The 18,170-nt window shown below is 51.4% G+C and carries 14 protein-coding genes and 2 pseudogenes; 1 reads left to right on the top strand and 15 read right to left on the bottom strand.

From position 1 onward, the window contains the following. Positions 1-102 precede the first annotated feature (102 nt). The 7 genes from M3650_RS29865 to M3650_RS29835 form a co-directional block, all read right to left on the bottom strand. A complete protein-coding gene (locus tag M3650_RS29865) occupies positions 103-3,159 on the bottom strand; it encodes a DEAD/DEAH box helicase (RefSeq protein WP_251579910.1) in 3,057 nt (1,018 codons plus the stop codon). Further along, entirely contained in the window at positions 3,156-4,802 is a 1,647-nt protein-coding gene (locus M3650_RS29860; RefSeq protein WP_251579909.1) for an SWIM zinc finger family protein, read from the bottom strand. Before M3650_RS29860 ends, M3650_RS29865 begins: the two co-directional genes overlap by 4 nt. Before the next feature lie 187 nt (positions 4,803-4,989). Continuing rightward, positions 4,990-5,172, bottom strand: a complete 183-nt coding sequence (locus tag M3650_RS29855; RefSeq protein ID WP_251579908.1) for a hypothetical protein — start codon at positions 5,170-5,172, stop codon at positions 4,990-4,992. Continuing rightward, the gene (locus M3650_RS29850) at positions 5,169-5,681 is read right to left on the bottom strand and encodes a hypothetical protein (RefSeq protein WP_251579906.1); all 513 of its coding nucleotides are present in this window, start codon (positions 5,679-5,681) and stop codon (positions 5,169-5,171) included. Before M3650_RS29850 ends, M3650_RS29855 begins: the two co-directional genes overlap by 4 nt. Next, complete coding sequence (locus M3650_RS29845) at positions 5,665-5,940, bottom strand: RNA polymerase sigma factor (RefSeq protein ID WP_251579904.1); 276 nt, start codon at positions 5,938-5,940, stop codon at positions 5,665-5,667. The genes M3650_RS29850 and M3650_RS29845 overlap by 17 nt, the downstream gene beginning before the upstream one ends. Beyond that, on the bottom strand, positions 5,909-6,073 hold the full coding sequence (locus M3650_RS29840; RefSeq protein ID WP_251579902.1) for a sigma factor: 165 nt from the start codon (positions 6,071-6,073) through the stop codon (positions 5,909-5,911). The genes M3650_RS29845 and M3650_RS29840 overlap by 32 nt, the downstream gene beginning before the upstream one ends. Before the next feature lie 420 nt (positions 6,074-6,493). After that, positions 6,494-7,873 (bottom strand): Ig-like domain-containing protein, encoded by a 1,380-nt coding sequence (locus tag M3650_RS29835; protein ID WP_251579900.1) that lies wholly within the window; start codon positions 7,871-7,873, stop codon positions 6,494-6,496. A gap of 359 nt (positions 7,874-8,232) precedes the next feature. Between M3650_RS29835 and M3650_RS29830 the strand changes: the two genes are divergently transcribed. Beyond that, positions 8,233-10,227: a methyl-accepting chemotaxis protein gene (locus M3650_RS29830; protein ID WP_251579898.1), complete on the top strand. Its 1,995-nt coding sequence runs from the start codon at positions 8,233-8,235 to the stop codon at positions 10,225-10,227. 184 nt (positions 10,228-10,411) lie between these two features. Here the strand turns inward: M3650_RS29830 and M3650_RS29825 are convergent, their stop codons facing one another. The 8 genes and pseudogenes from M3650_RS29825 to M3650_RS29795 form a co-directional block, all read right to left on the bottom strand. Beyond that, entirely contained in the window at positions 10,412-10,702 is a 291-nt protein-coding gene (locus tag M3650_RS29825; RefSeq protein WP_251579896.1) for a Ger(x)C family spore germination C-terminal domain-containing protein, read from the bottom strand. Further along, a pseudogene (locus tag M3650_RS29820) lies at positions 10,617-11,719 on the bottom strand (spore germination protein); the annotation flags it as partial. The pseudogene M3650_RS29820 and the gene M3650_RS29825, both read right to left, overlap by 86 nt. Before the next feature lie 835 nt (positions 11,720-12,554). Beyond that, a complete protein-coding gene (locus tag M3650_RS29815; protein ID WP_251579894.1) occupies positions 12,555-13,541 on the bottom strand; it encodes a Gfo/Idh/MocA family protein in 987 nt (328 codons plus the stop codon). Between the two features lie 33 nt (positions 13,542-13,574). Continuing rightward, the gene (locus M3650_RS29810; RefSeq protein ID WP_251579892.1) at positions 13,575-14,552 is read right to left on the bottom strand and encodes a Gfo/Idh/MocA family protein; all 978 of its coding nucleotides are present in this window, start codon (positions 14,550-14,552) and stop codon (positions 13,575-13,577) included. A 184-nt stretch (positions 14,553-14,736) separates the two neighbouring features. After that, positions 14,737-15,741: an ABC transporter substrate-binding protein gene (locus M3650_RS29805; RefSeq protein ID WP_483311800.1), complete on the bottom strand. Its 1,005-nt coding sequence runs from the start codon at positions 15,739-15,741 to the stop codon at positions 14,737-14,739. 109 nt (positions 15,742-15,850) lie between these two features. Continuing rightward, on the bottom strand, positions 15,851-17,458 hold the full coding sequence (locus M3650_RS29800) for a helix-turn-helix domain-containing protein (protein ID WP_251579890.1): 1,608 nt from the start codon (positions 17,456-17,458) through the stop codon (positions 15,851-15,853). 49 nt (positions 17,459-17,507) lie between these two features. Next, the gene (locus M3650_RS32145; protein ID WP_285848764.1) at positions 17,508-17,630 is read right to left on the bottom strand and encodes a hypothetical protein; all 123 of its coding nucleotides are present in this window, start codon (positions 17,628-17,630) and stop codon (positions 17,508-17,510) included. Positions 17,631-17,668: 38 nt separating this feature from the next. Then, positions 17,669-17,899: pseudogene (locus M3650_RS29795) on the bottom strand (DMT family transporter); the annotation flags it as partial. Positions 17,900-18,170 lie beyond the last annotated feature (271 nt).

The following is an 18,170-nucleotide window of genomic DNA, read 5'->3' as shown; positions in this document are numbered from 1 at the left end:
ATTATTCAAGACAGGAGGGGTATCATTGCAAAAAGAAGCACAACCGCCGCAAATAATTGCGATGTGTGCTTCTTTATTTCGATTCCTATATCTTTCATTTGCTCAATCCATCCACTGGCTGCGCAGCGCGAACAATTCCCTAAGCTCGGTCGTGGACATCTCCGTTATCCATTTGTCGCCGGTGCCAATAATTTGCTCACTCAACGCCTGCTTCTGCTCGATCATATCATCTATCCGCTCTTCCAATGTACCGAGAGCGATCAGCTTATATACTTGCACGTTGCGGGTCTGCCCGATACGGTAGGCGCGGTCAGACGCCTGATTCTCGACCGCGGGATTCCACCAGCGGTCATAATGAAATACGTGATTGGCGGCCGTCAAGTTCAGCCCCGTTCCCCCAGCCTTCAAGGACAGTATGAACACGCCAGGACGCTCATTTTCAGGCAACATATCGTCCTGGAAATGCTGCACCATGCTATCCCGATCCGCCTTCGGCACTCCGCCGTGAAGGAAAGGTATTTTCTCCCCCAACTCCTTCGCAAGAACGGATTGCAGCAGTCGGCCAGTCTCCGCATATTGGGTAAAGATGAGACTGCGCTCATTCTCAGCCCTGAGCTCGGCGAGCATCTCCAGCAAACGGATTAGCTTCCCGGAACGTTCCGGTCCCGAACGGGCCGCCGCTTCTTTATTAAGCAGCCCCGGATGATTGCATACCTGCTTCAGCTTCGTCAACGCTGCAAGAATACGCCCTCTGCGTTCCATCGTCCCGAGCTGCTCCAGGTCGCCGAACAACTGCTGCAGCGTCTGTTCATATACGGACGCTTGCTCCGCAGTGAGCGGTACGTACACCTTGGATTCATTTTTCTCGGGCAGATGCAGTTGAATCTCTGGGTCTTTCTTCAAACGGCGCAATAGGAATGGCTGAACGAGCCGCTGAACGAGCATGGTCCACTCCGCATCTTGAGTCCGCTCGATCGGATTCACATACGTTCGCCGGAACTGTGACAACGTGCCGAGATAGCCCGGATTGAGAAAGTCCATAATCGACCACAGCTCGATTAGGTGGTTCTCCATCGGCGTCCCCGTTAAAGCGATGCGGTGCTGCGCGTTCAGCTTGCGGATCGCAACAGACTGCTTGGCATACGGATTTTTAATATTTTGCGCTTCATCGAGACAGAGTGAATTCCACGTTGTCATCCGCAACTGCTCGCGGTCCAGCAGAGCGAGCGTATAGGTCGTGATAACGACGTCGGCATCTCCAATCTCATTCAAGAAGCCAGCCCCTCTAATCCGAGTGGGCCCGTAGTGCAAGCGAACGCGCAATTGAGGCGCAAAGCGCTGCAGCTCCTTCTGCCAATTGCCGATAAGCGATGTCGGGCAGATGAGAAGCGAGGGCCCCCCTGCAGGCGCTTCTTCCTTCACACGCAGAAGATAAGCGATCCACTGTATCGTCTTCCCGAGTCCCATATCATCGGCAAGACAGGCCCCGAGGCCGAAGCGCCGCATGAACATAAGCCAGGAGTACCCTTCGGCCTGATAAGCGCGCAACGTCCCTTGAAGCGCGGCTGGCGCTTCGCACTGCGGGACCGACGAATGATGCTGCAGGTTGCCGATGAGTTGCTGCAGCTGTTCGTTCAGTTCCATTTCCAGCTGCATTTCATTGCCCCGCTGTAGCGCATCCTCGCCCAATTCCTCCTCGAGCCGCGCCCGCTCCGCGTTTAAATGCAGCTCCAGCACTTCGCCCAAGGTGACTCCTTCGCTGCCAACCTTCTTCATCATGCTGCGAATCTGCTCTACTTCTTCCGGATTCAATTGAATCCATTGGCCGTGCAGACGCACAAGCCTGCGATCTTCTGCAATCAGCGTTCGGAATTCGGCTTCACTTAATTGCAAATCCCCGACCGCCAGCTTCCAATCAAACTGCACCATATGCTCCAGGCCGATCATAGACACCGATGAGAAGCCGGCGGAAGAAGTTAATTTGGCTTTGAGCCGCGTCTTCATCTGGCGCACCCTCTGCCACCAGGCAGGTACTACTACGTGGAAACCCGCTTCCGCCAGAAGCAGGCTCCCGTCAGCGAGAAATTGCCATGCCTCTGTCTCGGTCAACCGCGTCTTCATGCGGCTGCTGCCTTCGTCGTTCGCCAGCCAAGGCAAAATCTGCAGCAGCTTGTCGACATCCCGCTTGAGCCGGGGGCCGATGAACGGAAGCCATAGTTCCGGGAACGAGCCGATGACTGGGGAGACTTGCTCTTCTGTCTCCTCATCAGCTTGTATGTCCGAATGGTCCATATCGCCTTCTGCTCCCACTTCCGCAGCACCTGTTGCAGCAGTTGCAACGCCTTCTGCAATTCCCTTCGCTGCCTGCCTCGCCTCGTCGCGGGCAGCCTCTCCCGCTATGCGGTCAAATTTGCATGCAAGCTGATGATCGGCATCATTCTTGTCTTGCAACAGCACATGCAAGCTCCAAGGACCGCGATCTTCTTCCGGTTCATCCAAGCGCAGCACGACACGGAATGGAGTGTCGTCCTGCTCCCATCTGATGGAATTCAGCCAATCCTGCTCATCCCACCAAGGAGAACGCTCTACAGGCAAGCGCAGAGCCTCTAATTCCGGTCTGGCACTTACTGCCTTTCGCCACAATACCGAATATTCATCACGCTGCTGCAGCAGTTCTGCCATCAGGCCGTCGAACCAATCTGACAATCCTGCACCATCATCCCCCAACAAGCGGGCTTGTTCGTGAAGATCAGTCCATTCGGTTTGTTCCGTCTCCGTCAATAGCAAGTCCCATCCGAACGACCCTTGCTTCCATTTGGTGTAAGAAGGTTGAAATCGCCCCTCGGCAACTATCTTCCCGTAAAGCTTGGCGCTCTGTGCCGCAATGCGGAGGCTGCCGCCCTGCGCCACTTCCGCCCAGCGAGCCGTAGCCGGCTGCGTTACCATCTCAAGCAGCTCTGATGCTGTCACCACGATTCCTTCTTTACGATCGTCCTCTTCCGTGCGAAGCATCGTGCCGTAGAAGGAAGGCGCGTGCCAAGCGAACAACATATGCTTAAGCGCCTGTATATCGCGCAGTAATCCAGTATTGAACAAAAAGAAGCTTCCATCCCCGCGCCTGCGGATTTCCACCATCCAAGACAACGCTCGTTCTATCATACAATCAGCGCCCCTCTTTTGATTTCCTCCTGCAGCGCCCTCAGGCGGGAGTAGCGATCGAAGAGACCGTCCATATACCGCTCCCATACGGAAAGCGAGTGAATGTTCTCATATAATCGATGCATGCGCTGCAGAAGATGCACCGCAGCACGGTAATGCTCGCGGCTGCGCTCCTCGATATGCCGCTCCACAGCTTGATGGTACAGCGGCAGCACCACTTCTGGCGCGGCACGCTCCACGATGTCCAGCTCTGAAGGCGCCACTTCTTCCGGAGAGATGCGCTGCAGCAATTGGATTTCCGCCCAATCCCGGTAGCGCTGCCGATCCAACAGAAAGGCAGACAAATAAGGATATACACCTGGCATTAACGTTAAGATAAGCGACTCCATTCCAGCCTGGTCCGGTGCCAGTTCATATACACACTCCCAAAATTCCCAATATTGCTTCATATCTTCACGGCGGCCTGACTGGCGCACGAAAGGCGCGAGCGCCTCCAACCAGATTGCGAGACGATCCAGCCGATTGTGCCGCACGTGCTCATGCAGATACATCCAATAACGCCCCGGCTCCTTATAATACGTCAGCTCGTTCAAGCGCTTTACCGCCTGCTCTTCGTATCCGAGCATCACCTCAAGATGAAGGAGCGCGGCACGGATGGCATCCCTCCGCCGCGGCCGCAACGCGGATACAGGAGCAAGCATCGTCTTGAGCCGCTCACAAGCTTCCTCCATCCATTCACGCCGATTGAGCACCGTCGACCATAGCACAGCGAACGGCTCCAGCCCGTCCACTGGCGATTCCTCTTCCGAGAAAGCAATCGCCTCAGCCATCACGCCCAAGTCAGATACATGCTTTTCGTATACAGACGGTATAGATGAGAGCACGAAAGATTCCGCCAAGGATTGCAATTGATTCAGGCACGGCGCCACGACTTCTGCAACGGGAGCATCCCTGCCTTGAATTCCCGTGGTGCCTCCATGGCGATAACGGATGGACAGCTGTTGAATGAGGAACAACAGCACATGCATGTGGTACAAGGGCACAACCGGCTTCGGCAGCACGTCGGCAGCACGATACAGCTCCTCCTTCGTCCATTTCACAATGCCGGTTACTGGCGAATGGAAGTCGGTGAATGCCTTGCCATACTTTTTATGAAAAAAATCATGCCATTCCTTGGCCGGAGCCGACGGGGACAAGGCCATCTGCCTTGCCTGCTTGCGGCGCTCAAGCTCCGCCTTCTGCTCCGCCCGCTTGCGCGTAGCCGCTCGGTGGCGTTCCTCGTCGATATATACTTGACGGAATTCGGCCAAATACAATTCTGGCTTGCCGCCGGTCTGCTCGCACAGCTGGAAGAACACGGCAGCCATATGTTTGCAATATCCACCGTCCGGACATGTGCAATCGCTTCGCTTTACTTGCTTCACGTTGAAGCGGACACGGTAGCGCTTCGTTTCATGCACCTCCGCCGTTATCCACTGCACCTTGCTTGACTTAACCTCTGCATTCACCTCTGCCTGCATCCCGGACACGGCTTGCTTGCGGTAATAACGCCAGCCCTGTTCCAGCGTGGAATAGCTGAAGTGACGCTTCATCTGTTCGGTTAAACGGTTGAATTCATTAACGGACAGTCCCAGTTGTGACAACCACAAGTACCTCCACTTTGACGGCGTTCTACCCTGAAAGCCGCATTCTATATCCTTTCAGTTTACACAAAATAATCGGAATATAGAAGAAAAGACAACGAAAAACGGGTTGTTGATTTAAATCAACAACCCGCTTGGATGAACAATTCCATTCCCAGCAACGTACTATTACAGAAATGCCTCACTTTTATTTGCGATTGTTACTATCCACGGCCAGATGAATTCGGCTCAGATTTCCCTTATTGTCGAATTTCGCAACGAGCGATGGCTTGCCTTTGCTCGCGAAGATGCAATCTCCCCAATCCGGGTCGATTTTCAGCTCATACGACTTCAAATCAATTCCGAACACCTGCTTGGCGACTGGCGTCACGATTTCCAAAGCATCCGCTTTCGATACCGCTTTATCTTTGCCATTGTTATTCTTCGGACTGATGACGAGCGCCGCTTGCCATCATAGTTCTTCTCCAGCGGATGCCCGAGCAGTTCCTCCGGCGAGAAGGTGACGGCAAAAGGCGTCTTGACCGGATTCTGCGTGTATACTGCAGCCAACTCCAGCTTCAGACCTTTGGCATCGCCGAAAGGAAGGAACGCATGACGGTAGAGTATCCGGCCCGTGGTGCCTCCTCCGCTGCTTTGCTTAAGGAGCGCATTTTTGCTTTCAAGACTATAGGTCATGTCGTTAATACCGTCCCACGCCGCCACAACCTGCCCTTGCTCGTCCTTGATGCGGTACAGGAATTGCGGTCCCAACGTCCCATATTGGTTCCTCCAAGCCTGAGATTCGCGAATGTCGACGAGCAACTCCGACTTGCTCGGCCCATGCCGGAGCTGGAGAAAGTCCAGCTTGAAGCCAAATGGAGACTCATAGCGCTTGTTCAACGGAATGAAGTTGGTCGCGCTCGTTCGTATCCAGCCTTTCCAGCATATCGTTCAATGTGACGGCAAGCGGAATATCTCCGTCCTCCCCGGCTTTGAGTTGCTCTATATGTTCCTGCTCGAACGGAATGACATTTTTCCGCTGCCGCAGCAAGTTCAGCGAACAGTTGATCGCGATGCGGGTCAACCATATTTTGAAATAGTGCGCCTCTTTCAAGGAAGTAATGGATTTAAAGAGAGATACGCGTCTCCTGCACGACATCGAGCGCATCCTCTTCGTTCTTCACGTACATGTAAGCCGTCCGGTAAATCATCTCTTCGTATTCCTGGAACAGCATGGCATACGCTTTGTCGTCCCCTTTTTGCGCTTTCCTCACCAGCTTATCGGTATTCATAGCTACGATGACGTCTCCTTTCCCTTTCCCCGTTAGAGGTTATTCAAAAAGTCCACTTTTGATCACGAAGTATCTCAAGAATGCCATTCGACATCGAATCTTGCATTCACTCTCGAAGAGCTTATGCTTCTGAAGCATGTTTCCTTTGGAAACATTTCAGGTGCTCATGTAGCCTCACATACACTCCGCTCCTCCTTCTTCAAGTTCTTGCAACCTTCTCGGTGCTGAAAAGTGATCTTTTTGAATACGTACTATTAGACAGACGGCGGTCGGTTTTGGCTTTCCTTTTTTTAATTTCCTCATAAAATGATTCCGCTGCGCGTGTTCCGCACATGACAAAAGGCACAGCACTCGCTGTTACGCGAAGCTGTGCCCGTTATAATGATTTGTTGCCATCACACACATCATTGTGCCTCGATGCTACTCTATCGTGATACGCAAGGATGCTTTTTTGCCGCCGTATGTAAATGTAATGACGGCCTTGCCTTTGCTCACTGCAGTGATCGTGCCCTGATTGGCGGTTGCTTTCCCATTTGACTTGGCTTGGGCGAGCGACGTTACATCGGTGCTGTTCCCACTGCTGGACACGGCCTGTACCCGATAAGTAGTTGTTTGATACGGCGCGAGCTTTGAGCTCGATGACGTGACCGTCAATTTCTGCAGCTTCGGCGTGACCTGAACCGGAATTTCAAACGTGCGGTCACCGTAAACGCCGACGATTTTCGTCGTGCCTTCCGTCAGGCCCTTAACGTTGGCACCCGTCACTTTAGCGATTTTCCCATTTCCGGACGTCCATGTGACCTTGCTCGCAAGCGATACCTTTTTGCCGTTGGAATAGGTGCCGATCACTTTGATAGGCTTGGAGGCTCCGGCTCCGATAACGAGAGACGTCGGTTGAACCTCGATGCCCGTCAAGCTCTCCTGCAGGCTGACAGGCAGCGATACTCCCTTTCCTCCATAATACAGTTTTACGCTCGCACTGCCCTTCGACTGACCTGCCGCCGTAACGGTGCCATTGCTCACTTGAATGCCCGTACCGGAAACTTTAGCAGTCACCTGCGATGAGACATCCACCTTGCGCCCGCCTTCATAAATGGCTTGAACGGAATAAGCGGCTGATTTACCGGGTGTCAGAACCAGCTTCGCAGGCGTTACAGTTAATTTTTTAATCTTCGGTGTAATCTGCACGGGAACTTCGAACTTTTGCTCGCCAAAAACGCCCGTCACGGTCGCACTGCCTTCTGCCACTCCTTTTATCGTAGCGCCGCTTACCCTCGCAACTTGCTCATTTCCGGATTTCCATTGGATTTTATTTGCGATCGATACTTTCTTGCCGCTGGAGTAATAACCCATTACTTTAATCGGCTTGGAGGAGCCCACACTTAATGTAACGGAAGATGGCTCCACCCCATACTCCACGAAGTCCTCTTGAATGCGTACGGGAACGGTAACCGTCTGATTGCCGTATGTGCCTTTCAACTTCGCAGAGGCCCCATATCTGCCGCTCACCTTGCCTCCAACGATAGTCAACACGTCTGAACTGGACTGCCACGTGATGGATCCGGTAACGTCTTCTATTCTGCCGTCCTTATATACAGCGTTCACCTTCGGCACGTCGGCTTCCTTGCCAATGACAAGATATAGGGATTTGGCTTGAGCCTTCAATTTAAATGAAGCTGCAGCTGTATTGCCTTGAGCTTGCATGCTTGCCGGCCATAATATGGTAAGGATCAGTATGGCACATGCGAATAGCAAGATGAATCCGCAGCGGCGTTTGCCTGGTTCAAATACTAACTTCATAAGTTTCTCCTCTCTCAACTGCCTAGCTGAATAATTTGATTCTCCGTTCCGATGCCTAACAATTAGATTTTCTAAACAATACGAAAGGTTCACATCATTTAAAAAGTCTCTATTCCTTATAACGGCTGTTGATGAGAAAAAGTGTTGCTTTTTGATGAAATCGGGCAGTTCAACCTAGTACAACCGCTTTCGCACACGCCTCGATGCACATTAAATTCTTCCATAAATACCTTACCAATATTTACATTAATATTGAGAACGGTTACCATATTCACTTTTTTCTCCAGATACCGATAAATACTTTTGCCACAACATGATCTTCATTATCTTTTCATCCTAGAGAGGAGTTACCACTCATTATGAAAAAGTTATTTGACCGTTATAAAGCATCCTTGACCAAACAGATGTTGCTTCTTCTCATTGCACTTGTCGTCATTCCTTCTGTTGTACTAAGCTATACGTTGACCCATCTAGCCCGCAACCAGCTGGAGCACGAGCTGCTGTCCCAAGTCGACGAGGTTACCACGATGATGAACCAAGTGTTTAATGAAACGCAACAAGATTTCTCCGTTACGATAAGCAGTCTTGCTGACCTTAGCATTCCCCCTGGGCAGAACCGCGACACCTACATATACGACCGCATTCGCAACGTGGCGAAAGATTCGGATAATGTGCTTGCCGCATTCGTATCTTCAAAAGGGAACTTCTACACCTCTTCCGAAAATGCAAAAACCGACTATGATCCGACTACACGCGGTTGGTACAAACAAGCCATGAAACAGAAAGGGCAGCTGGCCATGACGGATCCTTATATTGACGTCATGAGCGGCAGCTATGTCATTACCTTTTCCAAGACAACAGCTGACGGCTCCGGTGTAGCTGGCATCGATGTCGCGATCGATAACTTGAATGAGATGGTCGGCTCATTCACGATCGGAGATCGGGGATATGTAAGTTTATTCGACCGCAACAATGTTACGATGTCCCACCCGCACTTTACGAAGGGTGAGCCCGTGAAGGGCGAACAATTCGAGGACATGCGCAAGCAGGAACAAGGAACGTTCATGCTCGCGGGTGAAGGCCGCAAGGAATATTATAGCTATGACAAACGGAATGCTCTCGGATTGAACGTCGTCTCTGTCCTGGACTCGAGCGAAATTGCAGAGAAGACGAGCAAGCTACAGTGGATTGCAGGCTTGTTTATCGCCCTTTTGCTCGGACTGATCGGTTTGTTTATCTGGATATTTATGAAGCGGATGATCGTGCCGATTATGCGCTTGAAGTCGGTGACTGACACCGTCGCTCAAGGGGATCTAACCGTTCGTGTCGCAGAGAAAGGGCGAATCGATGAGATCGGCCAGCTTGAAGCCAATTTTAATACGATGTCGCAATCGCTGTCCGATGTGCTGATTGAAATTAGCACCCACTCCGAGCAAGTGTCTGCTGCATCACAGGAGCTGTCCGCCAATTCGGAGCAGAACGTCAGCACGATCGAACAGGTGGCCGCCTCCATGCAGGAAGTATCGGCGAAGTCCTCCGATATGAACAGCAGCGTGCAAGCAGTCAAGCAGACTTCGGAGATTACCCGTAGAGAGCTGGAGAATACGCTCCGCATCGTACACGCAAGTACGGAAGCGTCGCAGCATATCAATGAATTGGCGAATACCGGTGAGGAGGCGCTCAGCGCGGCCAAGCGGCAAATGGTTGCCATACTCGACCATTCCAACCGCTCCAAGGCAGAGACGGAGACCTTGAACCAAGTGGCCGAGGAAATTAGCGGCATTACCGGCTTCATCCAAGCTATCGCCTCGCAGACGAACCTGCTCGCTCTGAACGCCGCTATCGAGGCTGCGCGAGCGGGCCAAGAAGGACGCGGCTTCGCTGTCGTCGCTCAGGAGGTGCGCAAGCTGGCAGACCAGGCGGGAACCGCTGCCAGCAAGATCGCATCACTTATCGGTGATATACAGGAGCGGGCCCGTCTCATGCTGCGCCGCATGGAGGAAGGCGTGGAGTCCGCCTCAGCCGGAAGCGAGCTGACGCAGTCCGTCGAACATTGCTTCGCTGACATGTACAGCGCAATTGCCAACATCGACACGCAGCTCGGGCAGGTAGCTCACGTGGGCGAGCAATTGTCGCTGTCCAATGAAGCGATGATTGTCGCTTTCGACGAGGTCAGCGTCATGAGCCACGATACCGCCAACGAGATGGACATGGTGGCTGCCGCCAGCGAGGAGCAGAACGCATCGATGGAGGAGATTGCCGCATCGGCGATTCATCTGTCGAGCATCGCCGAGGAGCTGCAAGCATTGGTTGCAGGCTTCAAGCTAAATATGGAGCCGAACGGCAAACGATAATGCCTGTGGCAGACGGGCAGCTTAAAGAAGAGGACGTAAGGATATATTCCTTACGTCCTTTATTTTGAGTGATTCCTGCCTGTTCGTTATTGTATTTTGATACTCGTTGTGCCGAACTTTTTCACTTTCACCTTCACGCTATACCGGATGGATGCATCAGCGAAGATGTCATCCCAATCCCCTTTTATTTTTTCCACACCCGCGGATATTGAATTCTCACTTGTTCGCCCAGTCCGATGACATCTGCGCGATATTCCTTCTGCACCTTGTGCAGCATCTTGCCTATCCGCTGCTTCACCCGCTTGACGGTATCCGCCTCCACCTGCCTGATGAAGCGGTTGTCGAAGTCATTCCCGCTCGTCCATTGTTCCCCGATACGGCCATCCGATTCAATCTGCACATCGAAGGAAACGCGGTTTCCATTTACATGGGGGCGAATCTTGCTCTTTAACGACGTGATTTCGTATACGATCACCTTTCCGGTCCGTGAGTCGTATGTTTTGGCAACGCCCTGCCCGCACGAGATAGTCCTTCCAATCCTGAGGACGATATGGAGCTGCCAGACTAATGTAAGGCACCCCGAAGCTCTTCAGCTTGACCAGATGACTGCACAGCATCAAGAAGAACAGCACTACCCCGTACAGTCCGAATACGGCTGCGAAAATCATGGCGATGAAGCGAAGAATCCTTAACGCAATACCTGCATTGTACTGGGGAATCGTGAACGAGGATATAGCGGTAACCGCCACTACAATAACCATGATAGGACTGACGATCCCGGCTTGTACCGCGGCTTCCCCGATAACCAGCCCGCCAACGATGCCAATCGTCTGACCGATGGGCTTCGGCAGTCTGAGTCCCGCTTCCCGCAAGATCTCCAACGCCACTTCCATAATGAGCACTTCAATCAGCGACGGAAATGGCACTCCCACCCGGGTATCCGCAATCGAGAGCGCCAGCTTCGTCGGTATCAGCCCCTGATGAAACGAGATGAATGAAATACAACGACGGACCGAAAGTGGAAACAAATGCGCTGATGACGCGATCAAGCCGTTCCGTGCTCTGAACTTGCGGAAACGGAGACAGGAAATTGTCCTCAATAAACTGTTCAATGTATCCGGTATCTTGGATATCATCAAGGTTATCCGCTCAATTCTCTCGCGAACCTCTTGGACCAATTTTTCATCGGCAATATCCTCGACGTACGCTATAACGAGTTCCTTCGTAACGCGTTGCCCGACACGGAGTTGGGTTATGGTCAAGTTCGTATTTTCACCACGTTGCCGCAATAGCGTTGTATTATCGCAAATGCTCTCGTTAAAGCCAAGCCGGGGGCCCTAACCAGTATCTCCGCTGGCGGTTCCTGCGCGCTGCGCGTAATCTCCTTCCTCGTGCCGAGAATAATGACCTCCGGGCTGTTGTCTAGAAACAACGCGGTATGACCCCGCAGCAATTCGGTTGATAAATCGGCTAAGCAATCGACTTCTTTCAGTATGCCGACGGACAATACAGCTCTGTACCGCTTGTCGACTCTGACTCCATCTCCAGAAGAGTTCTGTTTCTGTCCTAGGTTCTATTCCAAGATCCGATCTAAGTCTGTATCTCAGTTTGTATCTAAGTCTGTGTCTAAGTCTGTATCTAGGTCTGTGTCTAGGTCTGTGTCTAGGTCTGTGTCTAGGTCTGTGTCTAGGTCTGTGTCTAGGTCTGTGTCTAGGTCGGTGTCTAGGTCTGTATCTCAGTTTGTGCTCTGGGTTTTGCTATTCTAATATTGCATCTAAGCTGCCCTGCCCAAGTTGGTTTACTAAGTTGATTCGCCTTCTAAGCAAAAATCTGTTTCTGAGCGTGTGGGAGAATGAGTAAAAGGCGATGAAGATGAGTACGGTAGCTAGCGAGCTGGCGGGATGTTATTTGATGTTTATAACCTCTAACGGAGTGAGATGTGACGAGCGACAGAGCATTCATTGGAAAATGTACAGTGGTTTCCCCTGCTTTAAACTGGTAATCTGCATTCCATTGGAAAACCTCCAGTCAAATCGGGCGGATTTCTGTTTTTCAGCCTTGTTGGGCGGATCTGGCTGGATGGAATCCAATGACTTTCATACAAGACTCGCATTCGTCCCCGTCTCATTGGACAAAATCCAATGAAATCAAGAAATATAAAGATTCGCTGAAGCTAGGGGCTCAGATGCATCCTAGGTTCTATGCTCATTGTGCTCAGCAACAGACTTCCTTATCTCAACAAGTCGAACGGCAAAAAAGAGCATACCCGCAGCGGCATGCCCCTTAAATAAAGCTTTTATAATGCTCTATACCCTAAGCTCTCTGTACTATAACGCGACCGGCTGGCCCAGCTTCACGGATTCATACGCCGCAAGCGCCACCTGCGTCGAACGCAAGCCATCCTCGCCCGTGACCGGCACCGGCTCGCCCTGCAGCAGCGCGCGGACGAAGTCCCTCACCATGTAAGCATCCATGTCGTCGCCCCAATACGTCCACAGTCCTTTGCCCGCTTCATCGCTGTACAAATCGTTATGCTGCGCGAAGCCATCGACGGAGATAACCCCTTTCGTGCCGACAATCTCCATCGTCACATCGCCCCAAGTCGGGAACGATTTCGGACGCGACCAACTCGTATCGAGTGCGGCAAAGACGCCGTTCTCGAATTTGATGTGAACCATGCCGGCATCGTCCACCCCAAGGTCCTCTTGGAACAATGTAGCCGCATAAGCGTACACTTCGGTCACCTTGGACTGCAGCAGCCAATTCATCAGATCCATAACATGCACCGTATGGTCCATGACTGCCCCCCCGCCGGACAGCTGCTTGTCAATGAACCAGGAGCCTGGATTGCCGCCGTGATTCGTGCCTTTGATGGCGACGATATTGCCAATGTCGCCCCGCTCCACCGCTTCCTTGGCGCGGACAACCGCCGCCAAGTACCGGCATGGGAACGCTGTCATTAGTTGAACGCCGTTGTCCCTGCAGGCAGCAATCATACGCTCCATCTCTTCCAGTGTCGTGCCGAGCGGCTTCTCGCAGAGCACATGCTTCTTAGCGTTAGCCGCATCGATCGCCATTTGCGCATGATGCGCATTCTCCGAACAAATAACGACGGCATCCACGTCCTGCGCGAGCAATTCGCGATAATCAGCAAAGTACGGCACCCCATATTCGCCGACGATGCTGTCAACGCGGCTGCGCACCTCATCGGCAATTCCGACGATTTGCACTTCAGGTATTTGTCTCAGGCTATGAAAATAGCTGTACGCATGTCCGTGCGCGAAGCTAATCATCCCTACCTTCAATCCTTTCATGTCACGAGCCCTCCCCCATTGAATTGCGGTTGCTTACAACAGAACCGCCTTGCCGGTGCGTATCGATTCCTGAGCAGCTGCTGCGATTTTGAGCGCCCTGCAAGCATCCCGCGCCGTTACAATCGGCTCAATGCCATCGCGAATGCAACCGATAAAGTGCTCCAGCTCCACTGTGTACGGATTGCGGTATCCCGGACTTTGCGGAATTTCAACGAAATTGCCTCCGTCCGCCTCCGCTTCGCTCTTACGAATTTGCAGCGATTGGTTCTTCAGGCTATCGCTCTGTACCAGTCCTGCAGTACCGGCGAATTCCGCCGTATAGTGAAACGATCCGGGATATCCCCAGAATGCTTCCAAATTGGCAACGGCGCCGCTCTCAAAGACGAGCGTTACTAACGCATAATCCATGTCATCATCGTATTTGTTCATGGCGTATACCGACTTGACCTCGCCGAGCGTCCAACGCATGAAGTCGATGTCATGCACCATCAAGTCAACGATGACGCCGCCACTTTTGTCCGCTTCCTTGTACCAGGATTTGACGTTGCCAGGGTGAGCGCCCACCCGTTTCGCGTTCGCGACACCGACTTTGCCTATCTGCCCGGCATCTATTTGATGCTTTATTTGCGCATATTCCGGGAAAAAGCGCACCACATGTCCAACGAACAACTGCACTCCGTTCGCTTCGCACACGCGGACCATCTCCTCGGCATCCTCCACATTCAGCGCAATCGGCTTCTCGCAGATGACATGCTTCCCCGCTTCAGCCACTTTGATGACAAGCTCCTTGTGCAAATAACTCGGCACCGCTACACTAATAATGTCAGCGTCCACGGACGACATCATCTCATCGAACGAGGTGAACGCAGACGTTCCCGTCTGCCGCGCCAACGATTCCGCTAACTCGGGCACGATATCGCATACGCCGACCAGCTCGACGTTCGGCATTTTTGCAAACTCAAGCGCATGCACGTGCCCCATGCCTCCGCAGCCAACAACCGCTATTTTCATATGTGACTCGCTCCTTGTCTGAATTCGACCTGCTAGAGCAATTCTATGCGCAGACCGTCGTTTCCTTCCCGGAACAAGTAAAATGTTCCACCTGAAGCAGAAAAAAAAACGAGTAGACCTTTGTCGTTGATGACAGGTCTACTCGTTAGCGGATGAGCGCATGCCCATCCTCATTCCACATATATTATTCAAAGCGCTTCATAATATCGTCCAGCAGCAAGTTTGCTGCTTTGATGCCTCCTGCGGTATTCCAGATCGTTTCGTTCACCTGGAATACTTGGTTCGTCTTAGCGACATTCAAGCTTTTGAAGACGGGGCTATCCATCCATTTCTTCGCATTGTCAGACACTTCCGTCTGTCCTTTCGATTCAGAAATCCAGTAGAACAAAATATCGCCGTCCATTTCATTCATTCCCTCTTCCGACAAAAACTCGGCGAAGTTGTCCTTGTCCTGCGAAGCCGGACGATCCATGCCAAGCTGAGCGAGCAGCACGCCGCTAAAGGTATCCTTCTGGTAAATTTGAACGCCTTTCATCGAGAATTTGACCACCGATACTTTCGTCGCCGTCTTCGAACCGAGCTTCGCTTTCGCGTCGGCCACACGCTGGTCGAACTCCGCCATAACCTTTTCGCCTTCGGCCTGCTTGTTCAACGTCTCGGCATACAGGTTGAAGTTCACCTTCCACTGACCGGACAGCTCCTCGGAAAATACGGTCGGCGCAATCTTCGCCAATTGATCGTAAATTTTTTCATGACGCACTTTGTTCCCGATAATCAAATCGGGGTTCAGCTCGAGAATCGCTTCAACGTTCGGCTGGCTCTCATAGCCAAGATCCTTAACCCCTTGCATTTCATCTTTAATATGATCGTGCCATGGCTCGCCTTCCCATGATTGAATGGCTCCAACCGGCTTCACGCCCAAAGCAAGCAATGCTTCAGTGCCTTCATTGGTCAAAATGACGACACGCTGCGGCGTTCCCTTTATTTTCGCTGCACCCATAGCATGTTCGATCTCCCGCACATCATCTGCCTTCGGGGCAGCGGTGTCCGCAGCAGCTGGGGCAGATGCAGATGACGGCTGCACCTCGTTCGGCTTGCTTCCACACCCCACGAGTACAAGCACTATAGCTGCAAGCAACATGCATGTCATTTGATTTCGAGTCAGACTAGATCCCCTTCTTCTCTTCATCTCTATAAGCCTCCATACTGTTAATGATAATCATTATCAATTAATATTGTATAGAGAAGCGCCCAGCTTATCCATACACTGCATTGCCCGTTTTATATGGAGGCTATTATCACCTGCATTGCTGCTGAAAATATTTCACGCTTTCCCGAATCATATGCGCCCGGCCGAACGGCCCCCACGGATCCCATTCGAAGCTATCCGGAACATAGACCCGGTTCTCTCGGGCAGCACGTAATTCCCTCCATAAAGGATTGCCCTGCAATTTCATCACATCATCCCGTTGGCTCCAGAGAATAATTATCCTTTCTGGGTTCAGTTCAACCAACTCGGAAAGCGCAATACATTTGTAAAAGGAGTGCGTCACCTCGGCTTCCGGTTGAAATCCGAAACTTCCGTAAAACAAATCATTGATGGCATGTCCGCTAATCCCTTGGATCCGCAAATCATTTTCATGAATACGAACGATGGTCCATTTGCCAGTGCGGGTTATCGGCCTCAATATCTCTTTAGCCTGTTCCTCCATGGAAGCGATGTTGCGGATGACCGCTTCCGCTTCCTGCTCCTTGCCGACCATCTTGGCGATATAACGCTGATAGCCATGCCAGCTGTCAAAGCCGTCAAAGCTTATCGTATTGGCAGTCATGTCGGTCCATACTTGATTATCTTGATTGAGCTTAAAGTTCATCTTGAGAATATAATCAGGCGCCATCATTAGAACTTCGCGCGGGTGAATATGCTGTTCCGCATTCAGAGGCTTCGTGCCGTGAAGAAGATGATGCAGATAGACCGGGAAGCCAGATGCCGTTGAGCAATAATTCGGAAAAGACGGCGCGGCGATTGGCTTGATGCCTAAAGCAAGCAAATGATCCTGCAGGAACAGCTTGCTCACGATGGCTATTCGTTGCCCGTATTTTTTTACATAAATGGTCGGAGATAATCCGGCCGATTTTTTGAAGACGCGGCTAAAATATAGCTCGTCTTGAAATCCGACGCCTTGAGCGACATCTTTAATAGAATGGTGCGACATGGCCAGCAAGTCCTTGGCCCGCTGCACGCGCACATTGGTCAAATATTCGCCTGGTGTCATCCCCGTCTTTCGTTTGAAGGCACGGCAATAAGAGCTCGATGTCATGCCGGCCATGTCAGACAGCTTGCCTACCTGCACTCTCTCCATATAATGCTGTTCCATGAAGTCAATCGTGCGCTGGATCGACTCATTCCGATTCTGTTTCTGTGATTCATAATCCGAATGAAGGACATAGAGAAGCTCATACAACATCGCCTGTCCACGCAGCCATGCCCCATGCCCCTGCTCCAGCATCGATTGCTCAAGCTGCTCCAACACAGATAAGACCGTAACTTGAGCCACGATAAGGAACGCAATAGGCCGGGATTCCCCATGCTGCGGATCAGCTGGCTTGATGCGAATATTTCGCTCCGGGACAGGCAGCTTGACTTCGATGTATTGCAACAGGAAGAAATGAACATCGTTGTCTTGCGCAGCACTTGCTTCGATGAGCATGCCAGGTTGAAGCATGAAGCATGCTCCGGGTTCGATATCATGCGGCGTATCATCGATCAACACGGTGCCGCTGCCCTTAGTTATATAACACAGCGCTACTGTATGCGGCCGGATCGGTCTTAGTCTGAAGCCTGCTTGAAAACTATGTCTTTTGCACGAAACAAGAGCGTAGGAGAATTCGAACGGTGCTCTCATCCTATTCACTTCCTAACCCGGGCGCGCCGGAATATACAACGTTCTTCCATCACTTAAGAGCTTCATCATATGCGCCTTCAATTATAGCAGCATCTTTTGATACGACGAACAAAATATAGTTATCTTTCATTTTTAACACGTGCTTCTCGATTAGAAAGTACCGTTTCTCCACGCTCTTTTATCTCTTCTTTACTCTATATGAAATGTAGGTTAAGAGACTGCTTTTAGTCCAGTCACACCGACGACAATGATAATGAAACTTATGGTTCGCCCAATGCTCTTTGACTCGTTGAAAAAAACCATATTTACTAGCACCGCACCGGCTGTTCCAATGCCAATCCATACGGCATAGGCTACACTTAACTGAAGGTAATTAAGAGCTGCGTAGAGGAAGGCAAAAGATGAACCGAACCCTCCAAAGAAAAGAACTTTATTTATTATATCCATAGGTTCTATTTTGGGAGTGGCAGCACAAATTGTGTTCTTTGAAAAGTAAAATTGGCGGGTGAAAATCTAGGATTTGTTGCAGGTGAATTCTACGGAATTATATTGATTGGTTAGCGCAAAACACCACTCCGAAAACTCGGAGGCCACTGAAAAAGTCCCTTAGTCCTGAAAGAGACAATTCTTCATTTTTTTGAAGAGTCTGTCTCTTTTTTTCGGTATAATCAAAGTATCTCATCAAAGGCTGGTGATCTCTGTGCTCCCGAAG

The sequence above is a fragment of the Paenibacillus sp. MER TA 81-3 genome (genome assembly GCF_023713585.1).
Lineage (GTDB): Bacteria > Bacillota > Bacilli > Paenibacillales > Paenibacillaceae > Paenibacillus_B > Paenibacillus_B profundus.
Note: the sequence above shows the minus strand (reverse complement) of the source record. Positions and strands in the feature narration are given on the sequence as shown.

Bases quoted from the DNA above. Each gene is read 5' to 3' on its own strand.
- M3650_RS29840 (WP_251579902.1), bottom strand. From the start codon at position 6,073: ATGAATACCGATAAGCTGGTGAGGAAAGCGCAAAAAGGGGACGACAAA.
- M3650_RS29800 (WP_251579890.1), bottom strand. From the start codon at position 17,458: ATGAGAGCACCGTTCGAATTCTCCTACGCTCTTGTTTCGTGCAAAAGA.
- M3650_RS29830 (WP_251579898.1), top strand. From the start codon at position 8,233: ATGAAAAAGTTATTTGACCGTTATAAAGCATCCTTGACCAAACAGATG.
- M3650_RS29810 (WP_251579892.1), bottom strand. From the start codon at position 14,552: ATGAAAATAGCGGTTGTTGGCTGCGGAGGCATGGGGCACGTGCATGCG.
- M3650_RS29845 (WP_251579904.1), bottom strand. From the start codon at position 5,940: ATGTCGTGCAGGAGACGCGTATCTCTCTTTAAATCCATTACTTCCTTG.
- M3650_RS29865 (WP_251579910.1), bottom strand. From the start codon at position 3,159: ATGATAGAACGAGCGTTGTCTTGGATGGTGGAAATCCGCAGGCGCGGG.
- M3650_RS29805 (WP_483311800.1), bottom strand. From the start codon at position 15,741: ATGAAGAGAAGAAGGGGATCTAGTCTGACTCGAAATCAAATGACATGC.
- M3650_RS29815 (WP_251579894.1), bottom strand. From the start codon at position 13,541: ATGAAAGGATTGAAGGTAGGGATGATTAGCTTCGCGCACGGACATGCG.
- M3650_RS29835 (WP_251579900.1), bottom strand. From the start codon at position 7,873: ATGAAGTTAGTATTTGAACCAGGCAAACGCCGCTGCGGATTCATCTTG.